The sequence below is a fragment of the Pedobacter foliorum genome, assembly GCF_013266735.1.
Classification (GTDB): Bacteria; Bacteroidota; Bacteroidia; order Sphingobacteriales; family Sphingobacteriaceae; genus Pedobacter; species Pedobacter foliorum.
In genome coordinates this window covers 54,266-76,885 of record NZ_JABSNU010000006.1, presented here as the reverse complement: position 1 = coordinate 76,885, position 22,620 = coordinate 54,266, and the positions used below count along the sequence as shown (strand labels likewise).

Annotated in this window: 15 protein-coding genes (1 of these 15 running past the window's edge); 13 read left to right on the top strand and 2 right to left on the bottom strand. The window is 38.5% G+C overall.

All coding sequences use genetic code 11. The features are described from left to right. Positions 1 to 8 precede the first annotated feature (8 nt). The 6 genes from HQN83_RS13470 (at position 9) to HQN83_RS13445 (ending at position 7,591) form a co-directional block, all read left to right on the top strand. Positions 9 to 1,214, top strand: a complete 1,206-nt coding sequence (locus HQN83_RS13470) for a glycosyltransferase (protein WP_173090880.1) — start codon at positions 9 to 11, stop codon at positions 1,212 to 1,214. 5 nt (positions 1,215 to 1,219) lie between these two features. Continuing rightward, positions 1,220 to 2,476: a condensation domain-containing protein gene (locus HQN83_RS13465; RefSeq protein ID WP_173090879.1), complete on the top strand. Its 1,257-nt coding sequence runs from the start codon at positions 1,220 to 1,222 to the stop codon at positions 2,474 to 2,476. Then, positions 2,473 to 3,741 (top strand): condensation domain-containing protein, encoded by a 1,269-nt coding sequence (locus tag HQN83_RS13460; protein ID WP_173090878.1) that lies wholly within the window; start codon positions 2,473 to 2,475, stop codon positions 3,739 to 3,741. The genes HQN83_RS13465 and HQN83_RS13460 overlap by 4 nt, the downstream gene beginning before the upstream one ends. Next, positions 3,734 to 4,234, top strand: a complete 501-nt coding sequence (locus HQN83_RS13455; protein WP_173090877.1) for a hypothetical protein — start codon at positions 3,734 to 3,736, stop codon at positions 4,232 to 4,234. Before HQN83_RS13460 ends, HQN83_RS13455 begins: the two co-directional genes overlap by 8 nt. 89 nt (positions 4,235 to 4,323) lie before the next feature. Further along, positions 4,324 to 5,274, top strand: coding sequence for a TIGR01212 family radical SAM protein (locus HQN83_RS13450; protein ID WP_173090876.1), 951 nt, complete (start codon positions 4,324 to 4,326; stop codon positions 5,272 to 5,274). Positions 5,275 to 5,287: 13 nt separating this feature from the next. Next, a complete protein-coding gene (locus tag HQN83_RS13445) occupies positions 5,288 to 7,591 on the top strand; it encodes a family 20 glycosylhydrolase (RefSeq protein ID WP_173090875.1) in 2,304 nt (767 codons plus the stop codon). A 19-nt stretch (positions 7,592 to 7,610) separates the two neighbouring features. Here HQN83_RS13445 and HQN83_RS13440 read toward each other — a convergent pair whose 3' ends face one another. Further along, positions 7,611 to 8,093 carry an SRPBCC family protein gene (locus HQN83_RS13440; RefSeq protein WP_173090874.1) on the bottom strand — a complete coding sequence of 161 codons (483 nt, stop codon included), beginning with the start codon at positions 8,091 to 8,093 and terminating at the stop codon, positions 7,611 to 7,613. A 339-nt stretch (positions 8,094 to 8,432) separates the two neighbouring features. On the opposite strand from HQN83_RS13440, the gene HQN83_RS13435 reads away from it, so the two are divergent. The 3 genes from HQN83_RS13435 (at position 8,433) to HQN83_RS13425 (ending at position 11,689) form a co-directional block, all read left to right on the top strand. Further along, positions 8,433 to 9,809, top strand: a complete 1,377-nt coding sequence (locus HQN83_RS13435; RefSeq protein ID WP_173090873.1) for an ammonium transporter — start codon at positions 8,433 to 8,435, stop codon at positions 9,807 to 9,809. Positions 9,810 to 9,853: 44 nt separating this feature from the next. Next, a complete protein-coding gene (locus HQN83_RS13430; RefSeq protein ID WP_173090872.1) occupies positions 9,854 to 10,882 on the top strand; it encodes an outer membrane beta-barrel protein in 1,029 nt (342 codons plus the stop codon). A gap of 222 nt (positions 10,883 to 11,104) precedes the next feature. Further along, positions 11,105 to 11,689: a hypothetical protein gene (locus tag HQN83_RS13425; protein WP_173090871.1), complete on the top strand. Its 585-nt coding sequence runs from the start codon at positions 11,105 to 11,107 to the stop codon at positions 11,687 to 11,689. A 4-nt stretch (positions 11,690 to 11,693) separates the two neighbouring features. Here the strand turns inward: HQN83_RS13425 and HQN83_RS13420 are convergent, their stop codons facing one another. Next, a complete protein-coding gene (locus tag HQN83_RS13420) occupies positions 11,694 to 12,167 on the bottom strand; it encodes a ribonuclease H-like YkuK family protein (protein ID WP_108206663.1) in 474 nt (157 codons plus the stop codon). Positions 12,168 to 12,436: 269 nt separating this feature from the next. On the opposite strand from HQN83_RS13420, the gene HQN83_RS13415 reads away from it, so the two are divergent. From HQN83_RS13415 to HQN83_RS13400, 4 genes are all read left to right on the top strand, one after another. After that, a complete protein-coding gene (locus HQN83_RS13415) occupies positions 12,437 to 12,655 on the top strand; it encodes a hypothetical protein (RefSeq protein ID WP_173090870.1) in 219 nt (72 codons plus the stop codon). A 26-nt stretch (positions 12,656 to 12,681) separates the two neighbouring features. Further along, positions 12,682 to 13,989, top strand: coding sequence for a DEAD/DEAH box helicase (locus HQN83_RS13410; protein WP_173090869.1), 1,308 nt, complete (start codon positions 12,682 to 12,684; stop codon positions 13,987 to 13,989). Between the two features lie 47 nt (positions 13,990 to 14,036). After that, positions 14,037 to 14,270 carry a DUF1456 family protein gene (locus HQN83_RS13405; protein WP_173090868.1) on the top strand — a complete coding sequence of 78 codons (234 nt, stop codon included), beginning with the start codon at positions 14,037 to 14,039 and terminating at the stop codon, positions 14,268 to 14,270. A 317-nt stretch (positions 14,271 to 14,587) separates the two neighbouring features. After that, on the top strand, positions 14,588 to 22,620 hold the beginning of the coding sequence (locus HQN83_RS13400) for a DUF7927 domain-containing protein (RefSeq protein ID WP_173090867.1). The gene runs 24,652 nt beyond the window's last position; only the first 8,033 of its 32,685 coding nucleotides appear in the window; the start codon lies at positions 14,588 to 14,590; the stop codon falls past the right edge of the window.

The following is a 22,620-nucleotide window of genomic DNA, read 5'->3' as shown; positions in this document are numbered from 1 at the left end:
AAGAAATTATGTCAAAGTTTTTGTTTGTTGTGCCGCCGTTTTTTGGTCATATAAGCCCAACATTAAGTATAGGAGCTAGTTTAATTGCCAGGGGGCATGAGGTAAAATGGTTTGGGATCACGCCTCTTGCAGATTCTCATATCCCTGAGGGTGGTGAATACATCTATCCGGAGGATGACTTGGTTGAGTACCAGGAAGAACTTCAGAAAATATTAAAACGTCAGGATGATGGCCCTGCCTGCTCTGGACCGGAAGTAATGAAGCTTGCGCTTGAAGAAACCTATGTTCCGGTTGCTCGCATTATGATGAAAGGTTTAGGCAACTTTGTAGATGTATGGAAACCGGATGTAATTATAAACGACTGTATCACTTTTGCAGGAGCTTTATGTGCTCATATTAAAGGGATTCCCTGTGTTACCAGTACGCCTGTTCCACCAGATGTGATGGGTGACACAGCTAATAGTGCACCTAAAATATTTGAATGGCAAGAAAATCTGATTAAAGGCTTACAGAGGGAGTTTGGTGTATATGGTGATGAGATTGTGATTCATTCTCATAAAATGAACATCGTTTTCACTTCTGAGGAGTTTGCTGGGGATCAGAATTGGATGCCTCATATGAAATTTGTTGGGCCTGTTAAGGGCCGACCAAATCATGCTGCCTTTGATTGGGAGAGATTAGAAAAAGCAACTACTCCTAAGGTATTTGTTTCTTTAGGAACTTTACTGGTTGACATTAGAAAAGAGTTTTTTGGTAAGCTGATTGAAGCTTTTGCCGATGCTCCGGTAACTATTGTGGCGGCAACCAATCCAGATATTTTTGAACAATGGCCTGATAACTTTATTGTCAATGGCTTTGTGCCACAGGCTGAGTTGATGCCAAAAATGGATGCTGTGATTTGTCATGGGGGTTTTAATACTGTTAATGATACTTTCATTAATGGCTTGCCAATGCTGATCACTCCAATTGCGTACGATCATTTTCATACTGCCAAGCTTATTGAGAACGCGGGCTGCGGTATTAAAATTCGCTATAAGAGATTGCGCATCGAGGATATGAAAAAGGCAGTTTTTGAATTACTTGAAAATCCGGTTTACAGAAATGCCTCCTTAAGAATTAAAGAGACATTTCTCGCTGCAGGTGGAAATGATAAAGCAGTACAGCTTCTTGAAGAATTTGCAGATGCAGAACAAGTATTGGTAACGGTTAATTAATACTGATGAAAAGAAAGCTCCTATTTGCCGAAAGAATGCTCCATGGAAATGGAGACTTGCCATTTAATGCTGTAATCCCAATTAAATTAAAAGGTGTTTTTAAGGCTGAGGATTTGCATCATGCATTAAAAAAGCTTCAGGACAAACATCCGTTGTTGAATGCTTTTGTGAAGGATGATGAGAAATCAATGCCATGGTTTGTAGTTAGTGAAAAGATTGAGCTACCGATTCCTTTAAGAATTGTTACACGGACTAGTGATGATGACTGGAAAACAGAGTCGATGAAGGAGTGGGCTACAGTCTTTGATACAAGATCAGGGCCTTTAATGAGGTTGGTGTGGATAAAGGGTGAGGAGTTTTCTGAATTTATCATGGTTATTCATCATTGTCTTTGTGATGGAGGTTCTGCTATGGCAATTTTGGCAGAGTTACTATTACTTCTTGATGATGGTTCGGTGGATATAGGTAAAGAGGATCCAATATTAAGGATTGAAGATATTATACCAGCTTCCATCCTAAATAGTAAGAAAAAGATCGTCAAAGCTAAATTAATTGGTGGTGTGGCAAATCTGTTTTTGCAGTTATTCCCCGTAAGTAAGAAGAAACTCATTGAAAGAAAACGAGATTACATGATTCACTGGAAGCTTGAAAAAGAACTCAGTGATCGATTAATCCGCAAATGTAAATCTGAAGGAGTTACCGTTAATACTGCATTATGTGTAGCGGTATTAAATGCTTTTAAGGAAGTCCGCAAAGAGGATTTTCATAATAAAATTTCCTTGCCTGTTGATATTCGGAGGTTTGCTCCAAAGATAAAGAGAGATAACATTTTTGCTTTTGGTTTGATGCTGGTAGTTTCTGCAGATAAAGATCTTGTTTTTTTTGCCGATGCTAAAAGAATGCAGGAGGATATCGATAAGAAGACAGCAAAACTAGATCCGTATGAAACAATTATGATGATGGAAGAATCTCATTCCTCATTAAATAATTTCACTAATTTTTTAAAGTACGGTAAGTCGAGTAATGATTGCATGTTTTCTAATTTGGGAAGGGTAGATATTCCTCATCAATATAAACACTTTGCTGTAGAGACTATTTTTAGCCCTTCTGTGATTGGCCCGCTGGGAAATACAACAACACTTGTTACCTCAACTTATCTCGGACAAATGGACTTTACATTCATTGCCAGTGAAGGTTTTATTCCTTATGCTGAGGCGCAGACCATTAAAGAAAAAATGATGGAAATACTGAATAAGCTATGAGAAGAAGACTGATCATGGGAGAGCGAATCATGTATGTGGATTCTTCTACTCCTTTAAATTGTGTGTTTGCAGTAACTATTCGTGGTAGTTTTACTCTTGAAAGGTTGCGTAATGCATTAAATAAAATGCAACAAAAACATCCTTTATTGCGAGCAACTATAAAGGAGGATGCTAAAGGTGTCCCTTATTTCGTCTCCAGCAATAAGCTTGCTGAAATTCCCATTAGGATTACTGAACGGGTTTATGACAATGATTGGAAGGTGCAGTCTAAAATTGAATGGGGAAAACTCTTTAATGAGAAGAGTGCTCCATTGGCTAGGTTGGTGTGGTTAAAGGATACTGATGTTTCTGATTTAATTTTGGTCTGTCCACACTGTATTTGTGATGGAACAACCTTTGTAACTTTGATGAGCGAAATGCTGGAGTTACTGGATAAGCCTGAAAAGGAACTGTCGAGTTATCTGCCATTTAATTCTATGGAAGGGTTGCTTTCACAGTCATTTAAAGCAACTAAAGGACAGGTTTTAAAAGCGAAGTTTTTTTCAATTGTAGCTAAACTATTTTTTCTTTTTAAATCGACAAAAAATAAGAAACCGACAGGGCAAAATTATTTATTGCATTGGCGATTGGATGCAAGTAAAACTGCTGTGCTTACTGCAGAATGTAAGGCTGCGGGTGCAAGTGTTCATGCGGCGTTGTGTGTCATTTTATTAAACGCTTTTCAAGCAATCAGGGGAAATAAGGCAAATGGGAAAGTCATTTGTCCGGTTGATGTGAGGAAATTTGTTACTGAAATAAAGGTGGATAACATGTTTGCTTTTGCGCCTATTGCTGAATTATCTGTTGACGATAAGATTGTTGGTTTTTGGGAAAAGGCCAAGAAAGTAAAGGATGATCTGAATGCAAAAATTGCGGCTATGAAAGTTCATGAACTGCTAGTTATGAGTGAGTATTTTCATGGCTCAGTAAGTAAGATGGTGAAGTATCTGCTAAGCACCGATGGGACACATGATGTGACTTTTTCGAATATGGGTAGATTAGGGATTCCTGAAAAATATGATTCTTTTGAGGTAGAAGCAATTTATAGTCCTACAGTAGGTTTTCCCTGGAGAAATCCCAATACTATAGTGGTAAGTACTTTTAAAGGAGTAATGGACTTTACATTCTGTTCCAATGATGCTTTTTTGCCTGAAAGTGAGGCCGCCGCAATTAAAAATAAAGCGCTTGAATTGTTAGAACAAGAGTTGATGATGAATTATGCTTAAAGAATTAAAAAGTGATGATGTGAGATTGAGAAAGCTTGTTCAAAGAAACCTGCTATTTTATCTCATTCCTAATGTTATCGCCAATACTATTATTCCATATTTTAGCTTTAAAAAGTTCGATGCAGTTCATTTGTTCCAAGGTGAGAATTGTGTTGCGAGGTTTCTTTTGCCAATGGCACTGTTACTTCCATTTATCATCACTTTTGACATTTTAAAAAAAACTATTGCGCTTTCTGAAGAGGGAAAAGCAGGTTTTGTGCTGCCTGAGAACTTTACGAAGAATAAATTCATGTTTAAGATGGCAGGGGCTAACGGTGTAATTACTTCATCTGTTATTTTGGTGTTTATGTTGCTTGTGCAATTTAGTGTTCCTAAAGATTATAGTTTTAACGGAGATTTACTCGCTATTCTTTTAGGTGTATTAGCCGGCACATTGTCTGTAGTTTTTACACTTTGGCCAATTAAAAAAGTAAAGGAACTAAAAGCAGCTTAATTTCCATTTTAGTAGTAACTCTCTAAAGGCTAACAATCATTCTTTCTTAGAAATAAATTAAAAGCTGTATTTTTGCAAGAAAAAAGCAATTGGGAACTTTACTGGATCAAGGAATAAAAGGGTATAAAAATTACGGAACACACCTTAAGGAGAAATATAACGGCCAACGTGTGTTTAAGGTAATAGTTGATGGTGGGTTTACTTGTCCTAACCGTGATGGTAGTAAAGGTTATGGTGGTTGTACCTATTGTAATGTAGATTCTTTTACACCTGAGCTTTCCAGAAAACTGCCAACCATACGTGAGCAATTGGAACAGGGTATGGAAAGAGGTAAAGGTTTTTATAAAGCCGATAAATTTATTGTTTATTTCCAGCCTAATACGAATACTTATGCCCCGGTACATTATTTAAAAATGATGTACGATGAGGCATTATCTATAAATACAGAAGATGTTGTCGGTTTTTCTGTAGGTACCCGACCTGATTGTATTGATGCAGAAAAGGTGGCTTTACTTGAAAGTTACGCTGATCGCTTTGATGTAGATTTGGAAATGGGTATGGAGTCAATATACGACGAAACACTTAACCAGATTAACAGAGGGTGCAGTCACGGAGAGTTTGTAGAAGCAGTAAAATTGCTTGAAAACAGTAAACTTGATCTATGTGTGCACACTATTTTTGGTTTTCCCTGGGAAACTGAAGAGATGATGTTAGGTTATATCCATGAAATTAATCGTTTCCCACAAATCAAGTTTGTGAAATTTCACCACCTTCACATCGTAGAAGGTTCTATCATGGGAGTGAAATATAAAAAGGAACCATTCAAATTGTTCTCATTAGAAGAGTATACCGACCTGCTTTGCAAGTTAATTCCATTATTGAGACCGGATATCGTGATTCAACGGTTATTCGGGATATCGGACTGGGACTTGTTAATCGCACCTAACTGGGGCCTAAATAAATCTGCTATTCAAACTTATATTGATAAGGAAATTGAACGCAGAGGTGTAGTACAAGGATCTGAATACATAGCTAAATAGATTACCAAACTTTATGAATAACTTTATTACTTTGAAACTTAAGATCACTTTGGTCTTAGTTATTTGTGTGCTTTCTACATTTGCTCAGCAAAAAGATGTTGCTTATGCGATTATACCTCAACCGGTGAAACTCGTTCCTGTTGCAGGTAGTTTTAAGTGGACAACTGCTACAAAACTGGTTCTTGCTGCAAATTCTGAAAGCCTGTCGCCAGCTTTTAAAGAATTGAAAGCCACTTTTACGGGGCTTAAAGAAGGTAAGGCAGAGGTAAATACAGTTACTTTAATTCTTGACCCTTCCATTGCAAACGAAGGTTATCAGTTGTCGGTTGAAAAAAAAGCAGTTGTAATTAAGGCTGCGTCAGTACAAGGAGCTTTTTGGGCTATAACCAGCTTAAAACAATTGGCCGGAACTAAGATATTTCGACGTAAAGTAGTTTTGCGAAAATCCGCATTGGATGCAATCACTATTCCTTGTGTGAAAATTGAAGATGCGCCACGTTTTTCATGGAGAGGTATTCATCTGGATGTATCACGCCACTTCTTTGATCTTGCTTATCTGAGAACAATGATTGATAGGATGTCTTATTATAAATTCAACAAGTTTCATTTGCATTTAACAGATGATCAGGGTTGGAGAATAGAAATTAAAAAGTATCCTGAGCTAACATCAAAAGGTGCCTGGAGAGAGATGAACGGTCAGGATTCAAGCTGTATAGCGCTTGCTAAAACAAATCCTGATTACGCTATTCCTGAAAAGCATTTTAAAATGATTGATGGCAAAAGGATGTACGGAGGGTTTTATACCCAAGATGAAATGCGCGGGCTTATTGCTTATGCTGATTCAAAAGGAATAGAAATTATACCGGAAATTGATATGCCGGGACATATGATGGCTGCAACCAACCTGATGCCTTGGTTAACTTCTCATGGTAAAGGCGGACAAGCTAAAGATTTTTCTGAACCATTGTGTCCATGTAAAGAAACAACTTTTGAGTTCGCTGAAAATGTGTTTACAGAGATTGCGGAGTTGTTTCCAAGTAAATACATTCATTTGGGAGCTGATGAGGTTGAAAAGAGCAGTTGGAAGAATGTTCCTGAGTGCGATGCTTTGATGAAAAAGGAGGGGTTGAAAAGTGTAGATGAGTTGCAAAGTTATTTCGTACGCAGGATGGAACGATTCTTTAACAGTAAAGGGAAAAAGCTAATCGGCTGGGATGAGATATTAGATGGTGGCGTTTCGCCAACCGCAACAATGATGTATTGGAGAACCTGGATTCCTACGGCACCTAAACATGCAGCGGAAAAAGGGAATGATCTAATTATGACTCCGGGTGAGTTTTGTTACTTTGATGCTCAACAAGATGGAGGGACATTAAAAAAGGTATATTCTTTTGATCCTTATAAGTTTAATCTAAATGAGAGTGAAAAGAAGTTTGTAATAGGTGTGCAGGCTAATATCTGGACGGAGTATATCCCTTCTGAAAGAAGGTTGGAGTATATGGTGTTCCCAAGAATGTTGGCTATGTCTGAAGTAGCGTGGTATAAAGGTGGTGTGGATTGGGGTAATTTTGAACAACGTGTTCAAAAGCACTTCTCGCTGTTAGATGCTATGAACATAAATTATCGCCTTCCGGATTTGGAGGGGTTTACTACTCAGAGTGTATTTGTTAATAAAGGCGTATTGCATATTAATAAACCACTTGCAGGTTTAACGATAAGATATACTACTGATGGAACATTGCCTACTATACAATCTAAGATTTTTCAGAGCGACTTGACGGTAACTAAGCCAGTTCAGTTTAAAGTAGCAGCCTTTAGGCCAAATGGTAATAGAGGAGATGTCTATATAATCAATTATGAGCAGCAAAGTTATATGAAGCCTGCGCAGTTGTCGTCTCCAAAGAAAGGTTTGAAGTTCTCTTATTATCCTCATTTTTATAAAACGGTAAATGCAATTGATGAAAAGGATCTTGCTAGCGAGAGTATTAGCAAGGCAATTGAAATTCCTGTAGAGAAAACAGCAGGAAGCTTTGCTACCCGTCACAAAGGTTATTTTTATGCAGAAGAAACCGGTATTTATTCGTTTGCATTACGTTCAGATGATGGGAGTGTGCTGAAACTGGGTGATAAAGTGTTTATAGATAGTGATGGAATGCACACATCAATTGAAAAATCTGCTCAAATAGCTCTTGAAAAAGGTTATCATCCTTTTGAACTTATGTTTTTAGAAGGTGGAGGTGGTTATATGCTAAAATTACAATATAAAACCCCATCTGGTAAGCTTAAGGATGTAGATGCATCCGTTTTCTTTCATTGATAATATGCTTATCCGGAGATCATTTAGTAATCTTCGGATAAGTTCCAAATAATTCAATAACCTTCTCTTTTCTGAAATTAAATATTTGTTGCAGTTTATCGGCAACAAATATCTTATTGGCTATTCTTCCCAGGATGCCCATTGGCAGGCCATAGGTTAGTATGTCTGTCATCTCTGTTCCGCCCTCTACTGCTTTAAAGTGATGTTGGTGATGCCAGAACTTATATGGGCCAAATCGCTGCTCATCAATAAAATATTCTTCTTTTCTAATTTGAGTGATTTCGGTCATCCAATCGAGATTGATTCCTGCTATAGGAGATATCTTATAAGTAATGATCATTCCCGGATACATTTCATCCAGGTGGTTTGGGGCTGAAGTTACCTTAAAGGAAATTTCCTTTGGGGTTATTTGCGCCAAATTCATTGGTGAAGAGAAAAAATCCCATGTTTCTCTTATTGATATAGGCAGTTTCTGTTTGAAAATTAAATGATAAGATTTCATAATGTATTTAAAGATACTAGAAAAGTACGGATTTGTGCTTTTGTGTGTTTTTGTTGAATAATATTGCTTTGCTGTTTGTTTTTTGTGTTTGTTTTTTGATTTTGGTTAATTTTTGTTGTTTTGTTAAAATATAAAGATGTTTTTAGGTGTAAAATGACGAATATTTAAAAATAAGTATGTGATTTTGTTATTTTTTTATGTTTTTGTTGTTGTTTTTTGAATTTATTGATGTGATTTTGTGTTTTTGTTTGATTAAAAATATGAATAATTGAAAATTATGTCTAGTTTTATCAAAAAATCAGATAAAGTATAATTATAAACTAGTAAAATCTAACAGTTATGGCAAAAGTTTTATTTAAACAGTGGGGCCCGTTTGCAGTTTTATTAATAATTGCAATTCTAGCTCTTTTTATTCCTCTACTTCCCAACTTTGACGAGGGAAAATACAGTGCCCCGGATATCGCATTTGTATTAATCGCTGCAGCCCTTGTATTTTTAATGACTCCAGGCTTAGCATTTTTTTACGGAGGAATGGTTCATCGTAAAAATGTTCTTTCTACGATGATAAAAAGTGTTGTGTCTGCTGGAGTAATTACTGTTCTTTGGGTAGTAGTTAGCTTTAGCTTGGCATTTGGAGATTCAATTGGGGGCTTTATTGGTGATCCAAGGACTTTCTTATTCTTTCATGGTGTAAATTCTAGCCCTTCATGGAGTCTTGCTGCAACTATCCCGCTTTCATTATTTGCTGTTTTTCAGTTAATGTTTGCGATTATCACACCAGGACTTGTTGTAGGTGCGGTTGCTGAACGTATTCGTTTTACTTCTTACATCTTATTCATTGTATTGTTTTCTCTATTTGTTTATTCTCCGTTAGCACACTGGACATGGCATCCTGAAGGCATTCTGTTTAAAATGGGAGTGTTGGATTTTGCAGGCGGTACTGTAGTTCATATCTCGGCTGGTATGGCTGCTTTGGCTGGTGCTTTAGTGTTAAAACGTAGAAAATCTCATATTGAGCACAATGAAGTTCCACCAGCAAATATTCCTTATGTATTAATAGGTACAGGTTTACTATGGTTCGGATGGTTTGGTTTTAATGCAGGTTCTGCATTAGGAGCAAATAGCTTAGCGGTTTCTGCATTCCTTACTACAAACATTGCAGCCGGTGCAGCTGGTCTGTCATGGATGTTCTTTGATGTATCAAGAGGTAAAAAGCCTTCGGTATTAGGCTTTTGTATAGGTGCAGTAGTTGGCTTGGTTGCTATAACCCCTGGCGCTGGCTTCGTTAGCATTCCATCAAGTATCTTCATAGGTGTTATTGCAGCTGTAATCTCTAATCTTGCTGTTTCATGGAAACAAAAAACCAGTCTTGATGATACCTTAGATGTATTCCCATGCCATGGCGTTGGTGGTATAGTAGGTATGTTGTTAACAGGTGTTTTTGCTACTAAAACCGTTAACAGTGCAGGTGTAGATGGTTTATTATACGGAAACCCATCTTTCTTTATTACTCAGTTAAAAGGTGTTGTTATTGTAGTGATATTCAGTTTTGTAATGTCATTCATAATCTTCAAACTAATTAATCTGGTACAACCAATCCGTGTTACTTCAGAAGAAGAAGAAGAAGGATTGGATGCATCTCAACATAACGAGAAATATTCTCAAGGTACATTGATTGTTGCTTCAACTGGAGTAGAAATAGAAAATACATTTTAAACCGACCACGAACTATCTAAATTATCAACCTCAAACCGAAAATTATGAAATTAAAATCAATATTAACCATAGCACTATTATCTATTGTTTCGGCTACATATGCACAGGAAGCCGCTGAAGCGCCGCTTCAAATTTCGGGATCTGTTGATACGTATTTTAAGTATGATTTTGCGAAAGCCCCAAATATTAAAACCTATTTTGCTAATGAGCAAAACTCGGTTTCTATAGGGATGATCGATTTGGCTTTAAAGAAAACTACAGGTAAGGCTTCATTTGTTGGAGAGTTATCTTTTGGTCCGAGAGGACAGTCTCAGTCTATTCCAAATGGACCTGACGGTGATTCTTTTCATATCCAGAACTTGTATGTTAATTATGCGTTTACTGATAAATTTAGTATGACCGCTGGTTACATGGGAACGTTTGTAGGATATGAGGTAATATCACCTGCGGCTAACTTTAACTATTCAACCTCGTATCTATTTGGTGCAGGTCCTTTTCAAAATGCAGGTATCAAAGGTACTTATGCTTTTTCTGAGAAAGTTAGTTTGATGGTTGGCTTGTTCAATGACTGGAATGTTTATCAGGATCTTAATGGAGTTTCTCATGTAGGAGCTCAATTAATGGTTGCTCCGGTTGAGGGATGGTCTGCATACTTGAACTTCCTATCTGGTTATTCGGCTGGTGCCGGAGGTACAGGTACGATCTTTGACTTAACTACTGCTTATCAGGTAACTGATAAATTTAAGTTAGGCTTAAATGCTGCCGATTACTCGGTTACTAATGACAATGGCGGTTATTCGGGTGTTGCTTTATACCCACAATATGCATTTACCCCTGCTGTTTCATTAGGATTAAGAGGCGAGTATTTTAACATTAAAGGCAAAGGAGAGATGTCGGATAAAAGTATAACTTCTGTTACTTTATCTGGTAATATTAAAGCCGGGGGATTAACTTTTATCCCTGAGATTCGTTTAGATGGTGATAAAGATTTTTCTCAGGAGTTTGTGAAAACAAGCGGTGCCCTGTCTAAAACTGCATCACAATTCTCTTTGGCTGCGGTTTACGCATTCTAGGAGTTTGTAAGAAATATTTTTTAATTTTAAAGAGGGTATCCAAAAAAGGTCTAATTGCTGTTTGATTGTGCTCATCGTCATTCTGAATTTATTTCAGAATCTTGGTTAAGCAAGTTTTGAATAGCAGTTGTAAGATTCTGAAATAAATTCAGAATGACGATCTTGCCTTTTTGGACGCCCTCTTTTTTGTTCCCTTTTATAGAAACTAGCATGTATATACCGATGAAAAAAATAATGTTCTCTTTGCTTCTCCTAATGTTTAGTGCTGCCGGATTTTCCCAAACAAGTGTTTTGCCGATGGATGAACGTGGTAAATATATTTTTTTAGAAGTTGTAGAGCTCCCTGTTGTTAAAAAAGATGTAATGTCAGCAAATGCAAAACGCTTTTTTAAGGGTTACTCAAAATCTATTAAGCTAAATTCTTCAGAAGGAGATACTGCTTTTTATGGAAAGGGCAAGATGATTTTAAGCAAAAACCTCATTGGAGTAGGTCACCCAACTGGCGAAGCGAAATACAACATCTCTTTGGAGCTTAGAAATGGTAAATATAGATTGATCCTTACCGATTTTATAGTTACTCCATATGAGAGAGATCGTTACGGGAATTTTGTTCCGGTAACCGTTAGTACAGCCCTTGAAAAATCTCCTGGCAAACTAAATAATGCTGAATGGGAAAAGAATATGGCTTTCATTGCCACAGAATCCAGAAAGATTGCAGAAAAGTTAAAGACTATAATGAGTAATACAATAAAGGATCCAAAGCCTGAAGCAAAGAAACCTGCCGCTGTCTCTACCGCAACATGGTAGTAGTTTAATGCACCATTTTATCTGCACAGGTAGAGCTGGCAAAAGCCTCCGGTTTTGCTTTAAAAATAAAGCCCATGCTTAAAATATAACCCATAGCCTCGTTTAAAGCTTTGTTTGATTTAAACATGGGGTTCGTGTTAATGTCAGCATGTACTTCCAGATCTACATCATACAGATCTAAAAGATCGCAAATTGAGTAAGCTGTTTCAATAGATTTTTGGACTTCAATAAGCATTCTTTCCTTGATGCTCATTCGTTGCGGAGTTTTCTCTTGATGGATGTACATAAAACCTCCATGATGCTCTCTTAACAGGACTATTACAGTCGCAAAATCGGTTAAAGCTCCCTTTACCTGCGAATCTGTACCAATGCAGACTTTAAGGTGGTAGCCTTTCTCAGTTTCTCTGATGATGGCTTTTTCTACTTCTTCTAATATGGGTGAATGGATTACCTCACCACTAAATTTCTTCCAGATCATACGCTAATTGGTGTTATCATAAACAACCCGTATTCAGGTTTCTTAAAAATAAGAGGATTAAATTAAAATGAAGTTAATTCTTTGTTGTTTAATTGCTAACAATTACTTAGTTGTCAACATGTTAGTGTTGTGTTTTGTTTTGGGGATCGCGTATTTAATATATTCCGGCTATACTATTGTAAATTGAATATTCGTTAAAACAAAACAGCGCTTAATATGATTGTATAATATAAATGTACCAATAATAAATTAATCAGATTGAAATCATTATGAAGACAGAATTGATAAATGAGTTTTATTTGATGCAACGGAGTAGGGCATCTGTAGATTATAATGAAATGTTGGATGAAAGAGTTTATAGGCCTATGAAGCATGCCAATTGGAAAATGACCACATGGATTAGTGAAAGAGGACGTATGCTAATGAATCTGGATGTTAAGTTAAATAGTTCATTGAAACACTTAAGAAAGAAGTATCTAAAGTTTTAATGCGTTAATTCCACTATCTTTGCGCCATGATGGTAGAAAAGGTATTGGGGAATTTAAAAATAGCTTCACTAAATGAAATGCAGCAGGCATCTGTTGCTGCGTGGAAAAAAGGTGGGGATGTAGTCCTGCTGGCTCCAACAGGATCTGGTAAAACAGTGGGATTCTTATTGCCTATACTAAACAATTTAAGGGCTGAAGTTAAGGGAGTGCAAGCTTTGGTGCTCGTACCTTCGCGTGAGCTTGCTTTACAAATTGAAAGCGTTTTTAAGCAAATGGCTACTGGTTTTAAGGTGAATTGCTGTTATGGAGGTCATGCAGTAAGAACGGAACGGAATAACCTTGAGCAGCCACCTGCGGTACTTATTGGTACTCCGGGCAGAATAGCTTATCACCTTCGTCATGAGAATTTTGATGAATCTACCATAACTACACTTGTGCTTGATGAATTTGATAAAGCATTAGAATTCGGTTTTAAGGAAGATATGTCTTATATCATCAAAAAACTACTTTCTTTAAAACAACGGATGCTTACTTCAGCTACGGCAATGGAAGAGATCCCAGATTTTACAGGTGTTAGTAAACCTGTTGAAATTAACTTTTTAAAGGATGTAAAAGTTGTTCCTGATTTAAAACTTAAGAAAGTATTGACTACTGCTGAAGATAAGTTGGATACTTTGCTAAAGTTGATTTGTAAGATCGGAAATAAAAATACCTTGATCTTTTGTAATCACAGGGAAACTGTTGATCGTATTAGTGATCTGTTAATCGACAAAGATCTGGCTCACGATATTTTTCATGGAGGAATGGAGCAAGATGAAAGAGAAAGAGCCTTATTGAAATTCAGAAATGGAAGTATAAAAATTCTTATTACTACTGATCTTGCATCCAGAGGTTTGGATATTCCTGAGGTACAATGTATCATTCATTATCAACTCCCTTATACTGAGGATGCATTTTTGCACCGTAATGGTCGTACCGCCAGAATGAATGCAAAAGGCACTGCATACCTTATTATAGCTGATGATGAAAAGTATCCGTTTCTAAAATCTGATATTGAAACTGAAAATCTGAAAGGTGACTTTAAATTGCCGGGAGATAGTGATTGGCAGACAATATATATAGCTGCCGGTAAAAAGGATAAAGTAAATAAAATTGATATTGTAGGTTTATTGCTTAAAAAGGGTGGTTTGCAGAAAGAAGATGTAGGATTAATTGAGGTTAAAGACCAATCTTCTTATGTTGCAGTTAAGCGTAGCATGGTTAACCGAATCTTAAAATCTTTGGCCAATGAGAAAATCAAAGGTAAAAAGGTTAAGATAGAGGTAGCAATGTAATTGAATTCAAAATATTTAGGGAAATTTAGCATATAATACTCAACATTATGAGCAATAATGACATTTTTAAAAAGTTGCGGGTAGCACTTGAATTAACTAATGATGATATTATTAAAATCATGGAATTAGTAAACTTTAAAATTACCAAGAGTGAACTAGGCTCTTTTTTTAGGAGTGATGATCATCCAAATTTTAAGGCTTGTGGTGATCAGATTCTTCGTAATTTTTTAAATGGCTTGGTTATCTACAAACGTGGACCAAGACCAGAAAAACAAAAATAGTTCTCTTATTTTCATTTGCAAACCTGCAAGTGATTTCTTTATAGCTTTTAAAGGATAGTGAAAATCTTCACTATCCTTTTTTTGTGCTTGTTTTTTTGGATAGTGTAATTGGTGTATAATCATGTCCTGCTGGAAGGTGAATTGCTCAGACTCTTCTCAGATTCAGTTGGATACTGAACTGATGTAGCTGGGAGACAAGAACTAGATGGATAAAAAAATATGTGAAATAATTTTCTCACTTTCGATTAAATGTTAGTAACTTAATAATTGTTAATAACATTTTGTTAGCGACACATCTATCTATCTTAATCTCTTATATGAATAAACTCTACTCTACCTTAGTGGAATTTATTGTGAAACCTCGCAAAATTAATTTTTTTTGTGGGATCGCAATTCTCATGCTCTCATGCTTATTCGCTTTAAGTACCAATGCTCAAACTTATACTAAACATTATATCGCTCCCGCGCCATGGCAGTATTGGAGCAAGGCAAATGAAGTAGTTGTAGCTACAAATAGTACAACCTCGGTCACGGTAACAATCCAAAAGAGTGATGGTACACTGATGGCTACTTTAACCGCTGTTGCCGGTAATCCTGCAGTATATCGTTTTACGGCGCTTCCAAATACATTGCCAATGCACTCGCTAAATACGGTTGTAAATGGGGCAGGTATGATTGTGACAGGCACAAAACCTATTTCTGTTAATGTTAGAAATGTGGCGTCTGATGCACTTGGTAGTGATGGTAATGACTCTTTCATTAAAGGAAATGCATCCTTATTTAGCTTTGGCGATGCAGCAATTGGTACCTCTTTTAGAGTAGGGTATTATAGGGATGGTAATTTGAAAAATCCTGTAACTGCTCAACCCCCAACGCTTCCTATTTATTCTATTTTAGCAATAGAGAATAATACCACAATAAAGATTGCGGGAGTTGCAACAACTACACTAAATGCAGGGCAGAGTTATCTTTTTCAATCAGCTATGGGGACTCTTGTCGAATCTTCCGGTCCCGCTGTGATGAATACCTCTGCAACTGTTGATGCACCGGGAGGCTGTGGGGATGGTGCATATAATCCAATTCCTCCTGTCTCATCGTTAGGGTCGGAGTATGTTGTGGTTAGGGGTGGAGGTAATACTATTGCCGAACAAACAGTTATTGTCGCGTCAGAACCAAATACAAGTGTAACTGTTTCCAATTTTAATGCTAATGGAGTTCTGCAAACTACCCAGACCTATAATTTAGTTGCCGGAGGTAGTTTTGTTCAAATTCCTAACGGAATTGCCAATGTTCAATACTCTGCCTCAAGAATTTTGGCGACTAAAAATGTAGTGGCCTATGCAGGTACTGCGATTAGTTGCGAAGTTGATGTGGCTACATTAGCTCCAATTGCTTCTTGCGGAGGTTCATTGAGAGCTGAAACCTATAAGTTTCGGAACTATGGGGGCGGCAATCTTCCTTATTTTGCTTTTATTCTTACAAAAAGTTTAACTGATAAGATTTTTTTAACAACCACCGGAGGAAGTCCAAATTATACAAATGTTGATATAGAAACACTTGCCGGAGTAGGTATTAGAAGGCAGTTAGGTAGTTCAGGTGTTTATCTTATTGACTTTACTGAAGCAAATATTGGAACACCAGCGGTTTTAACGCTTACCAGTGGAACCAGGTTAACAGTCTGCGCAGTACAGCAGGGAGGTGGATTTTCGATGGCAAATTATTTGTCTCCATTTCCTGAAAAGGCATTAAAACCCACGCTTTCTCAAGCCAATTGTGCTACCGCCACTTTAAGTGTAGATCCATCTAGTTCAGCTCCCTATCAATGGTTTTTGGAGGGAGTGCCTATTCCTGGGGCAACAAATGGTACCCTTGTAGCTACTGCTTCGGGTAATTATACGGTTACCTCACAGCTTGATTGCGGAATTAGTGGACAATCACTGCCCATCGCGGTTGCGCTTTGTAATATCGACCGATCTATTATTAAAACTGTAGATAATACTACACCATCAGCCGGTGGTACGGTTAATTTTACTTTAAAAGCTAAAAACCTTGGTGTTGGTAATGCGGTTGGGGTATCGGTAACAGATGTACTCCCATCTGGTTATACTTTTATTTCAAGTACTGCCACTGGTGGAACGTCTTATGATGGCACCACTGGCTTATGGTCTATTGGATCATTGGCAAGCAATCAGGAGCAGACATTAATTATAACTGCAAGGGTTTTAGCTACTGGTACCTATAATAATACGGCAACAATTAGTGGGCCTCAAACAGATAACGTACCTGCCAATAATACTAGTACAGTAGTAGTTACGCCTACTACCTCTATTAGTGTAACTCCTGGAGGATCAGATGCTCAAACGGTTTGTATAGGAAATCCTATTGTAAGTATAGTTTATACTATATCAGGTAATGCAACCGGTGCAGGTGTAACAGGTTTGCCGCCGGGTGTTTCTGGGGTTTATTCAACAAGTGGTGGTAAGAAATTTACGATTTCCGGAACTCCAACCGGAACAACTAATGGTGCATTAACTTATACAGTAACAACCACAGGAGGAACTCCAAACGTATCAGTTAAGGGAACTATAACAGTAAATGATAATGTTGGTACTCCTGTATTTACATTAGGAACAACGTCTGTTCGCTGTCAGAGTTCAGAGGTAATAACCTATACTGCAACTGCGGCAAATTCCACTTCAATAAGCTATTCTCTTGCTCCGGCAGCGGCTGGGGTTATTAATACTACAAGTGGAGAGGTAACCTGGTCATCTGCATTTACTGGCAGTGCTACAATTACTGCTGCTGCTGCGGGCTGTTCTCCAAAATCCTCAACACATACAGTTACCGTAACCTCTACAGGGGCTGTTAATGGTAGTGCTACTGTTTGTTCTGGAAGTAATAGTGGAACATTGACCTTGTCAGGACAGACTCCAGGAAGCACCATCACAAGATGGGAGTCTTCTATCGATGATGGGATGACCTGGCAGCCAATAGCTAATACAACTACGAGTCTAAATTATTCAAACCTTGCAACATCAACTTTGTATCGGGCAGCAGTAGTTGCTCCGGGAGCAAATTGTCCGGATACTTATTCTTTACAAGGCAAGATAACAGTAACTCCTGTGCCGGTTGTAGATAACCAAACTGTAAGTATTTGTACTACGGGTTCATTTACAATAACGCCAGCAGGAGTGCCAAGTGGTACAACTTATACCTGGGGAGCCCCGGTTAGGTCCTCTGCGGCTGTAGTTGGCGGGGTAGCGAGTACAAATCAGAGCACAATAGCTAGTGGAACGTTAAGCATAGCAGGGTCAAGTGTCGGAACTTTAACGTATACCGTAACTCCTACCTATGCTTCGTGTCCGGGTGCTCCGTTTACTATTGTAGTAACGCTTGTTCCGCCTATAACTGCATCAGCTACAAATCCTTCAGCCATTTGTTCTGGTACAGCTTTCAGTGTTACTCCAACAAGCAATGTTAGTGGAATGCAGTATACCTGGACAGCAGCCCAGCAATCTGGAGGAACTGTGACAGGTTTTAGCGATCAAGCAACTGCTACAGCAGCCCCTATAGGACAAGTTTTAAGCAATACAAGTAATACTGCCGGAGTAATTCGTTACACAGTAACACCAACCCTTGGTGGTTGTAGTGGAGCTGCGTTCACTATTGATGTAACTGTTCAACCCGTTGTTGCAAATAATACCATTAGTGATCCTGTGGTATCCAGCTTTTGTGGAAGTGGCGATCCTGCTATTTTAACAGGTACAACACCTACGGGTGGTAGCGGAACTTATGCTTATCAATGGCAAAGCAGTACTGATAATATAACTTTTACTGATGTTTCAGGAGCTACTCAGGCAACATACGATCCGCCAGTAATAACAAGCACAATTTATTACAAACGTCAGGTAAGCTCCGGGGCATGTAATGTTCCTCTGTTTAGTAATGCGATTACCTTAACGGTTAGCCCTGCTTTAACTGCGGGAACAGTTGGCAGTAGTCAAATTTTCTGTGCAACTGGCGATCCTGCTGCTTTTACAGAATTAACTGCTCCGACAGGGGGTGATGGCACTTATACTTATCAATGGCAAAGTAGTACTGATAATGCAATTTTTACAAATATTGCAGGAGCTACTGCCGCCACTTATGATGCGCCATCAATTACACAAACTACATACTACAAACGTGTGGTTAGCTCTGCCGGGTCGGCATGTGCAGATCAGAGTAGTAATGTTATTACAGTAACCATTCAGCCATCGCTGGCTAATAATGCGGTCACTGCACCTGCAACTACAGTTTTCTGTATTAATGGAGATCCGGGTATCATTACAGGATCTACACCAACAGGTGGAAGCGGAACTTACGCTTATCAATGGCAAAAAAGTATCGACAATGTAACCTTTACCAATGTTTCAGGAGCTACTCAGGCAACATACGATCCACCGGTAATAACAAGCACAACATATTACAAACGTATTGTTACTTCTGGAGCATGTAACATTCCTTTGCTTAGTAATGTAGTTACCTTAACTGTTAACCCTGCTTTAACTGCGGGAACAGTTAGTAGTAACCAAACTTTCTGCGTAAGCGGCGACCCAGCTGCTTTTACAGCAACTGCTCCAACAGGAGGTAATGGCACTTATACTTATCAATGGCAAATTAGTACTGATAATGTAACTTTCACAAATATTGCAGGAGCTACTTCGGCTACGTACGATGCGCCATCAATTACGCAAACAACATATTACAAACGTGTGGTTAGCTCTACCGGGTCAACATGTGGAGACCAGAGTAGTAATGTTATTACGGTTACCATTCAACCAGCTATTGCTAACAATGCAGTAACTGCGCCTGCGGCGATCACTTTCTGTGTTAACGGAGATCCAGGACTAATTACAGGATCAACACCAACAGGTGGAGATGGTGTAAATTATACTTACCAATGGCAAATAAGTACGGATAACATTAGCTTTACTAATATTGCATCGGCTACAGGGACAAATTATGATCCGGCTGCAATTAGTCAAACTACGTACTTCAAGCGTTTAGTTACATCTGGAGTATGTTCAATTCAGGCAAGTAGCAATGTTATTACTTTTACCGTTAATCCGGTACTAACTCCTGGGGCTATAAGCGCAAATCAAACCTTCTGTGTAAACGGAGATCCTGCTGCTTTTACAGCAACTGCTCCAACCGGAGGTAATGGAACTTATACTTATCAATGGCAAATAAGTACAGATAATACTAATTTCACTAATATCTCAGGAGCTACTGCAGCTACTTACGATGCGTCTGCCATTACTCAAACAACTTATTACAGACGAGTAGTTACTAGTGCCGGAGTTGGTTGCGGTCCGGTTTTTAGTGCTTCGGTTTCGGTTACAATTCAACCTTTAATTACTAATAATAGTATAACTGTTCCAGCTACAAATGAATACTGTGAAACAGGCGACCCTGGTGTTATTGTTGGCTCAACTCCGATAGGAGGTAGTGGAACTTATACTTATACCTGGGAGCAAAGCACAAATGGTACAGATTGGAGTCCGGTAGCTGGTGCAATCGGTAAAGACCTCGATCCAAATGCCATTTCAGTAACAACCCAATATCGCCGTTTAGTAACATCAGGTACTTGTAACGCTATTAGTACTCCGATTACTGTTACTATAAATAAAACACCAACTGTTGCAAATGCAGGTGCCGACATGGAGCACTGCGTGCAGGATTTATTTAATCTTTCGGCAAATACTCCTACTGTAGGTATCGGAGTATGGGCGGTGGTATCTGGGCAGGCGGTTATTGATGCTCCTAATTCAGCAACATCTACTGCTAATGTTCCTCAAGGAAGTACAGCAACGTTATCATGGACAATAACTAATGGAAGTTGCCCACCATCTGTTGATTTGGTAACACTTACAAATTATGCCTCTCCAAGTACTGCAAATGCCGGACAAGATGTTACGCAAAATAATTCGGGCGTATTTACCATGCAAGGTAACGTGCCTAGTATTGGATCGGGAAAATGGACTGTAAAAGCAGGAAGCACAGCAACAATTGCAGATCCTACAAACCCAAATACCGGGGTTACTATTGCACCTAATACCTCAGCAACCTTAGTTTGGACCATAAGTAACGGGCCTTGCGGAGTTTCAACCGATGAAGTGACAATCAATTATGTAGTTAGCGCAGATATAGTTGTGGCAAAATCATTGCTTACAACTGGAACTATTACCGCAGGACAGTCAATTACTTACCAGATTGTTGCAAGTAACAATGGTCCTAGTAATGCTACAGGCGTAATTATTACTGATGCTGTTCCTTCAGATATTGCCGTAACTTCAATTGCAGCAAATACAAGTGGTTCTGCTTCAGTTGTTCAAAATACATCTGCAGGAAATTCAGTAAATGTTACTGCCAATATTGACGCAGGAACAGGAAATTCAGTAACCATAACTGTTACCGGAACAATCCGTCCTGACTATGCAGGCTCATTAACCAATACTGTAACTGCTACTTCTCCAAATCAACCTGATCCAAATGGAGCAACCTCTACTGTTACTACTCCGGTTACCAGAGTACCGGTATTAGCCGTAGTTAAAAACGGTCCTGCAAATGTGGTTGCCGGTCAATCTATAGCTTATAAAATTACAGTTAGCAACACGAGTATAAGTGATGCTATCTCTACCGTTATTACTGATGCCATACCATCACAGATTACAAATATTACCTGGGCAGCTTCTAAAACAGGTATTGCCTCATTTATCGGAGCTGGAACCGGAACGGGTAATGCTGTAAATTTAACCGGTAGTATCCCTGCAGGTAGTGGAAACACTATTGTGATAGATGTTACAGGTACAGTTTTGCCATCAGCAACAGGAAGTTTCGACAATATTGCAAAAGTTACTCCAGCTGAGCCAGGAGTGCCTCCGGTTAATTCAAATACTGTAACTACTAATGTTTCAAGTGTAACTGGTTTGGTTATGCTTAAAAACGGACCATCATCTGGCGAAGCAGGTAAAGCAATCAGTTATACCTTAACCATCACCAATAACGGAGCTAGTGATGCTCGAAATGCAATCATTAATGACTTGATCCCAGCGGAAATTAAAAACGTAAGCTGGACAGCTGTTACACAGGGTGGAGCCTTGATCAACGGAACTGCGAACGGATCAGGGAATTCAATTAACCTGAACGCCAACATACCAACAGGTGGAATTAATGCAATTAAGGTTACTGTAAATGGTACCATTGATCCATCTTTCAGCGGCGTACTTACAAATACTGCAATAGCAACTCCATCAGAAACAGGAAGTTTACCATCAAGTTCAACTGCAAAAACAAGAGTAACAAGAACTCCGATTGTAGGCGTTACTAAGGCTGCACCAGCAACCTTAACCGCAGGACAGCCAATTACTTATACAATAACAGCTACAAATACCAGCATTGCTGATGCAAAGGCTTTAGTGATTAAAGATAATGTGCCGGCTCAGATTAGTAATGTTAGCTGGACTGCAAGTGCTGCTGGTCAGGCAGCTGTTAGTGGAACTTTTAATGGAACAGGTAATGTAATAAGTATAACAGGGGATCTCCCAACTGGTGCCGCAAATAAAATTGTGATCACTGTTACAGGAACTGTAAACCCTTCTTTCAGTGGTTCTTTAGAGAATACCGTAACCGCTACCCCTTCAGAACCAGGTACAACTCCTCAAACGGCAACAGGAATAACAGAGATTAGTAGAAAGCCTGTTCTGGTTATACAAAAAAGTGGACCGGCAACTATAAAATCTGGTGAGCAGATTACCTATACTATTGATATTTCAAATACAAGTTCTTCTGATGCTATCGATGTTGCAATTAATGACATAGTACCTGCCGGATTAACGAATGTATCATGGACTAGCTCAACAGCTGGTTTGGCTACCGTGGCTACAGGCATTAATGGAAGTGGAAACACAATGGCCGTTAAGGGAAGTATTCCATCTGGTGTAAGCAATAAGATCACGATGCAGGTTACCGGTACCGTTGATCCTTCATTTAGTGGTACATTAATCAATACTGCAACTGCTACTCCACATGAACCTGGAACTACATCGGTAAATTCTACTGTGAATACAGAGGTTAGCCGAACACCAATTATTAGTTTAAGTAAAAGCGGCCCTGCATCTCTTATTGCCGGACAACAGATTAGCTATACAATTGAGGCAACAAACCTAAGTACATCAGATGCTAAAACATTGGCAATTGTGGACAATGTGCCGACGCAAATTACTAACGTAAGCTGGACGACAAGTGTAGCAGGAACTGCTCTTGTTAACAATCCTTCAAATGGAACCGGTAATGCTATTAATATCAC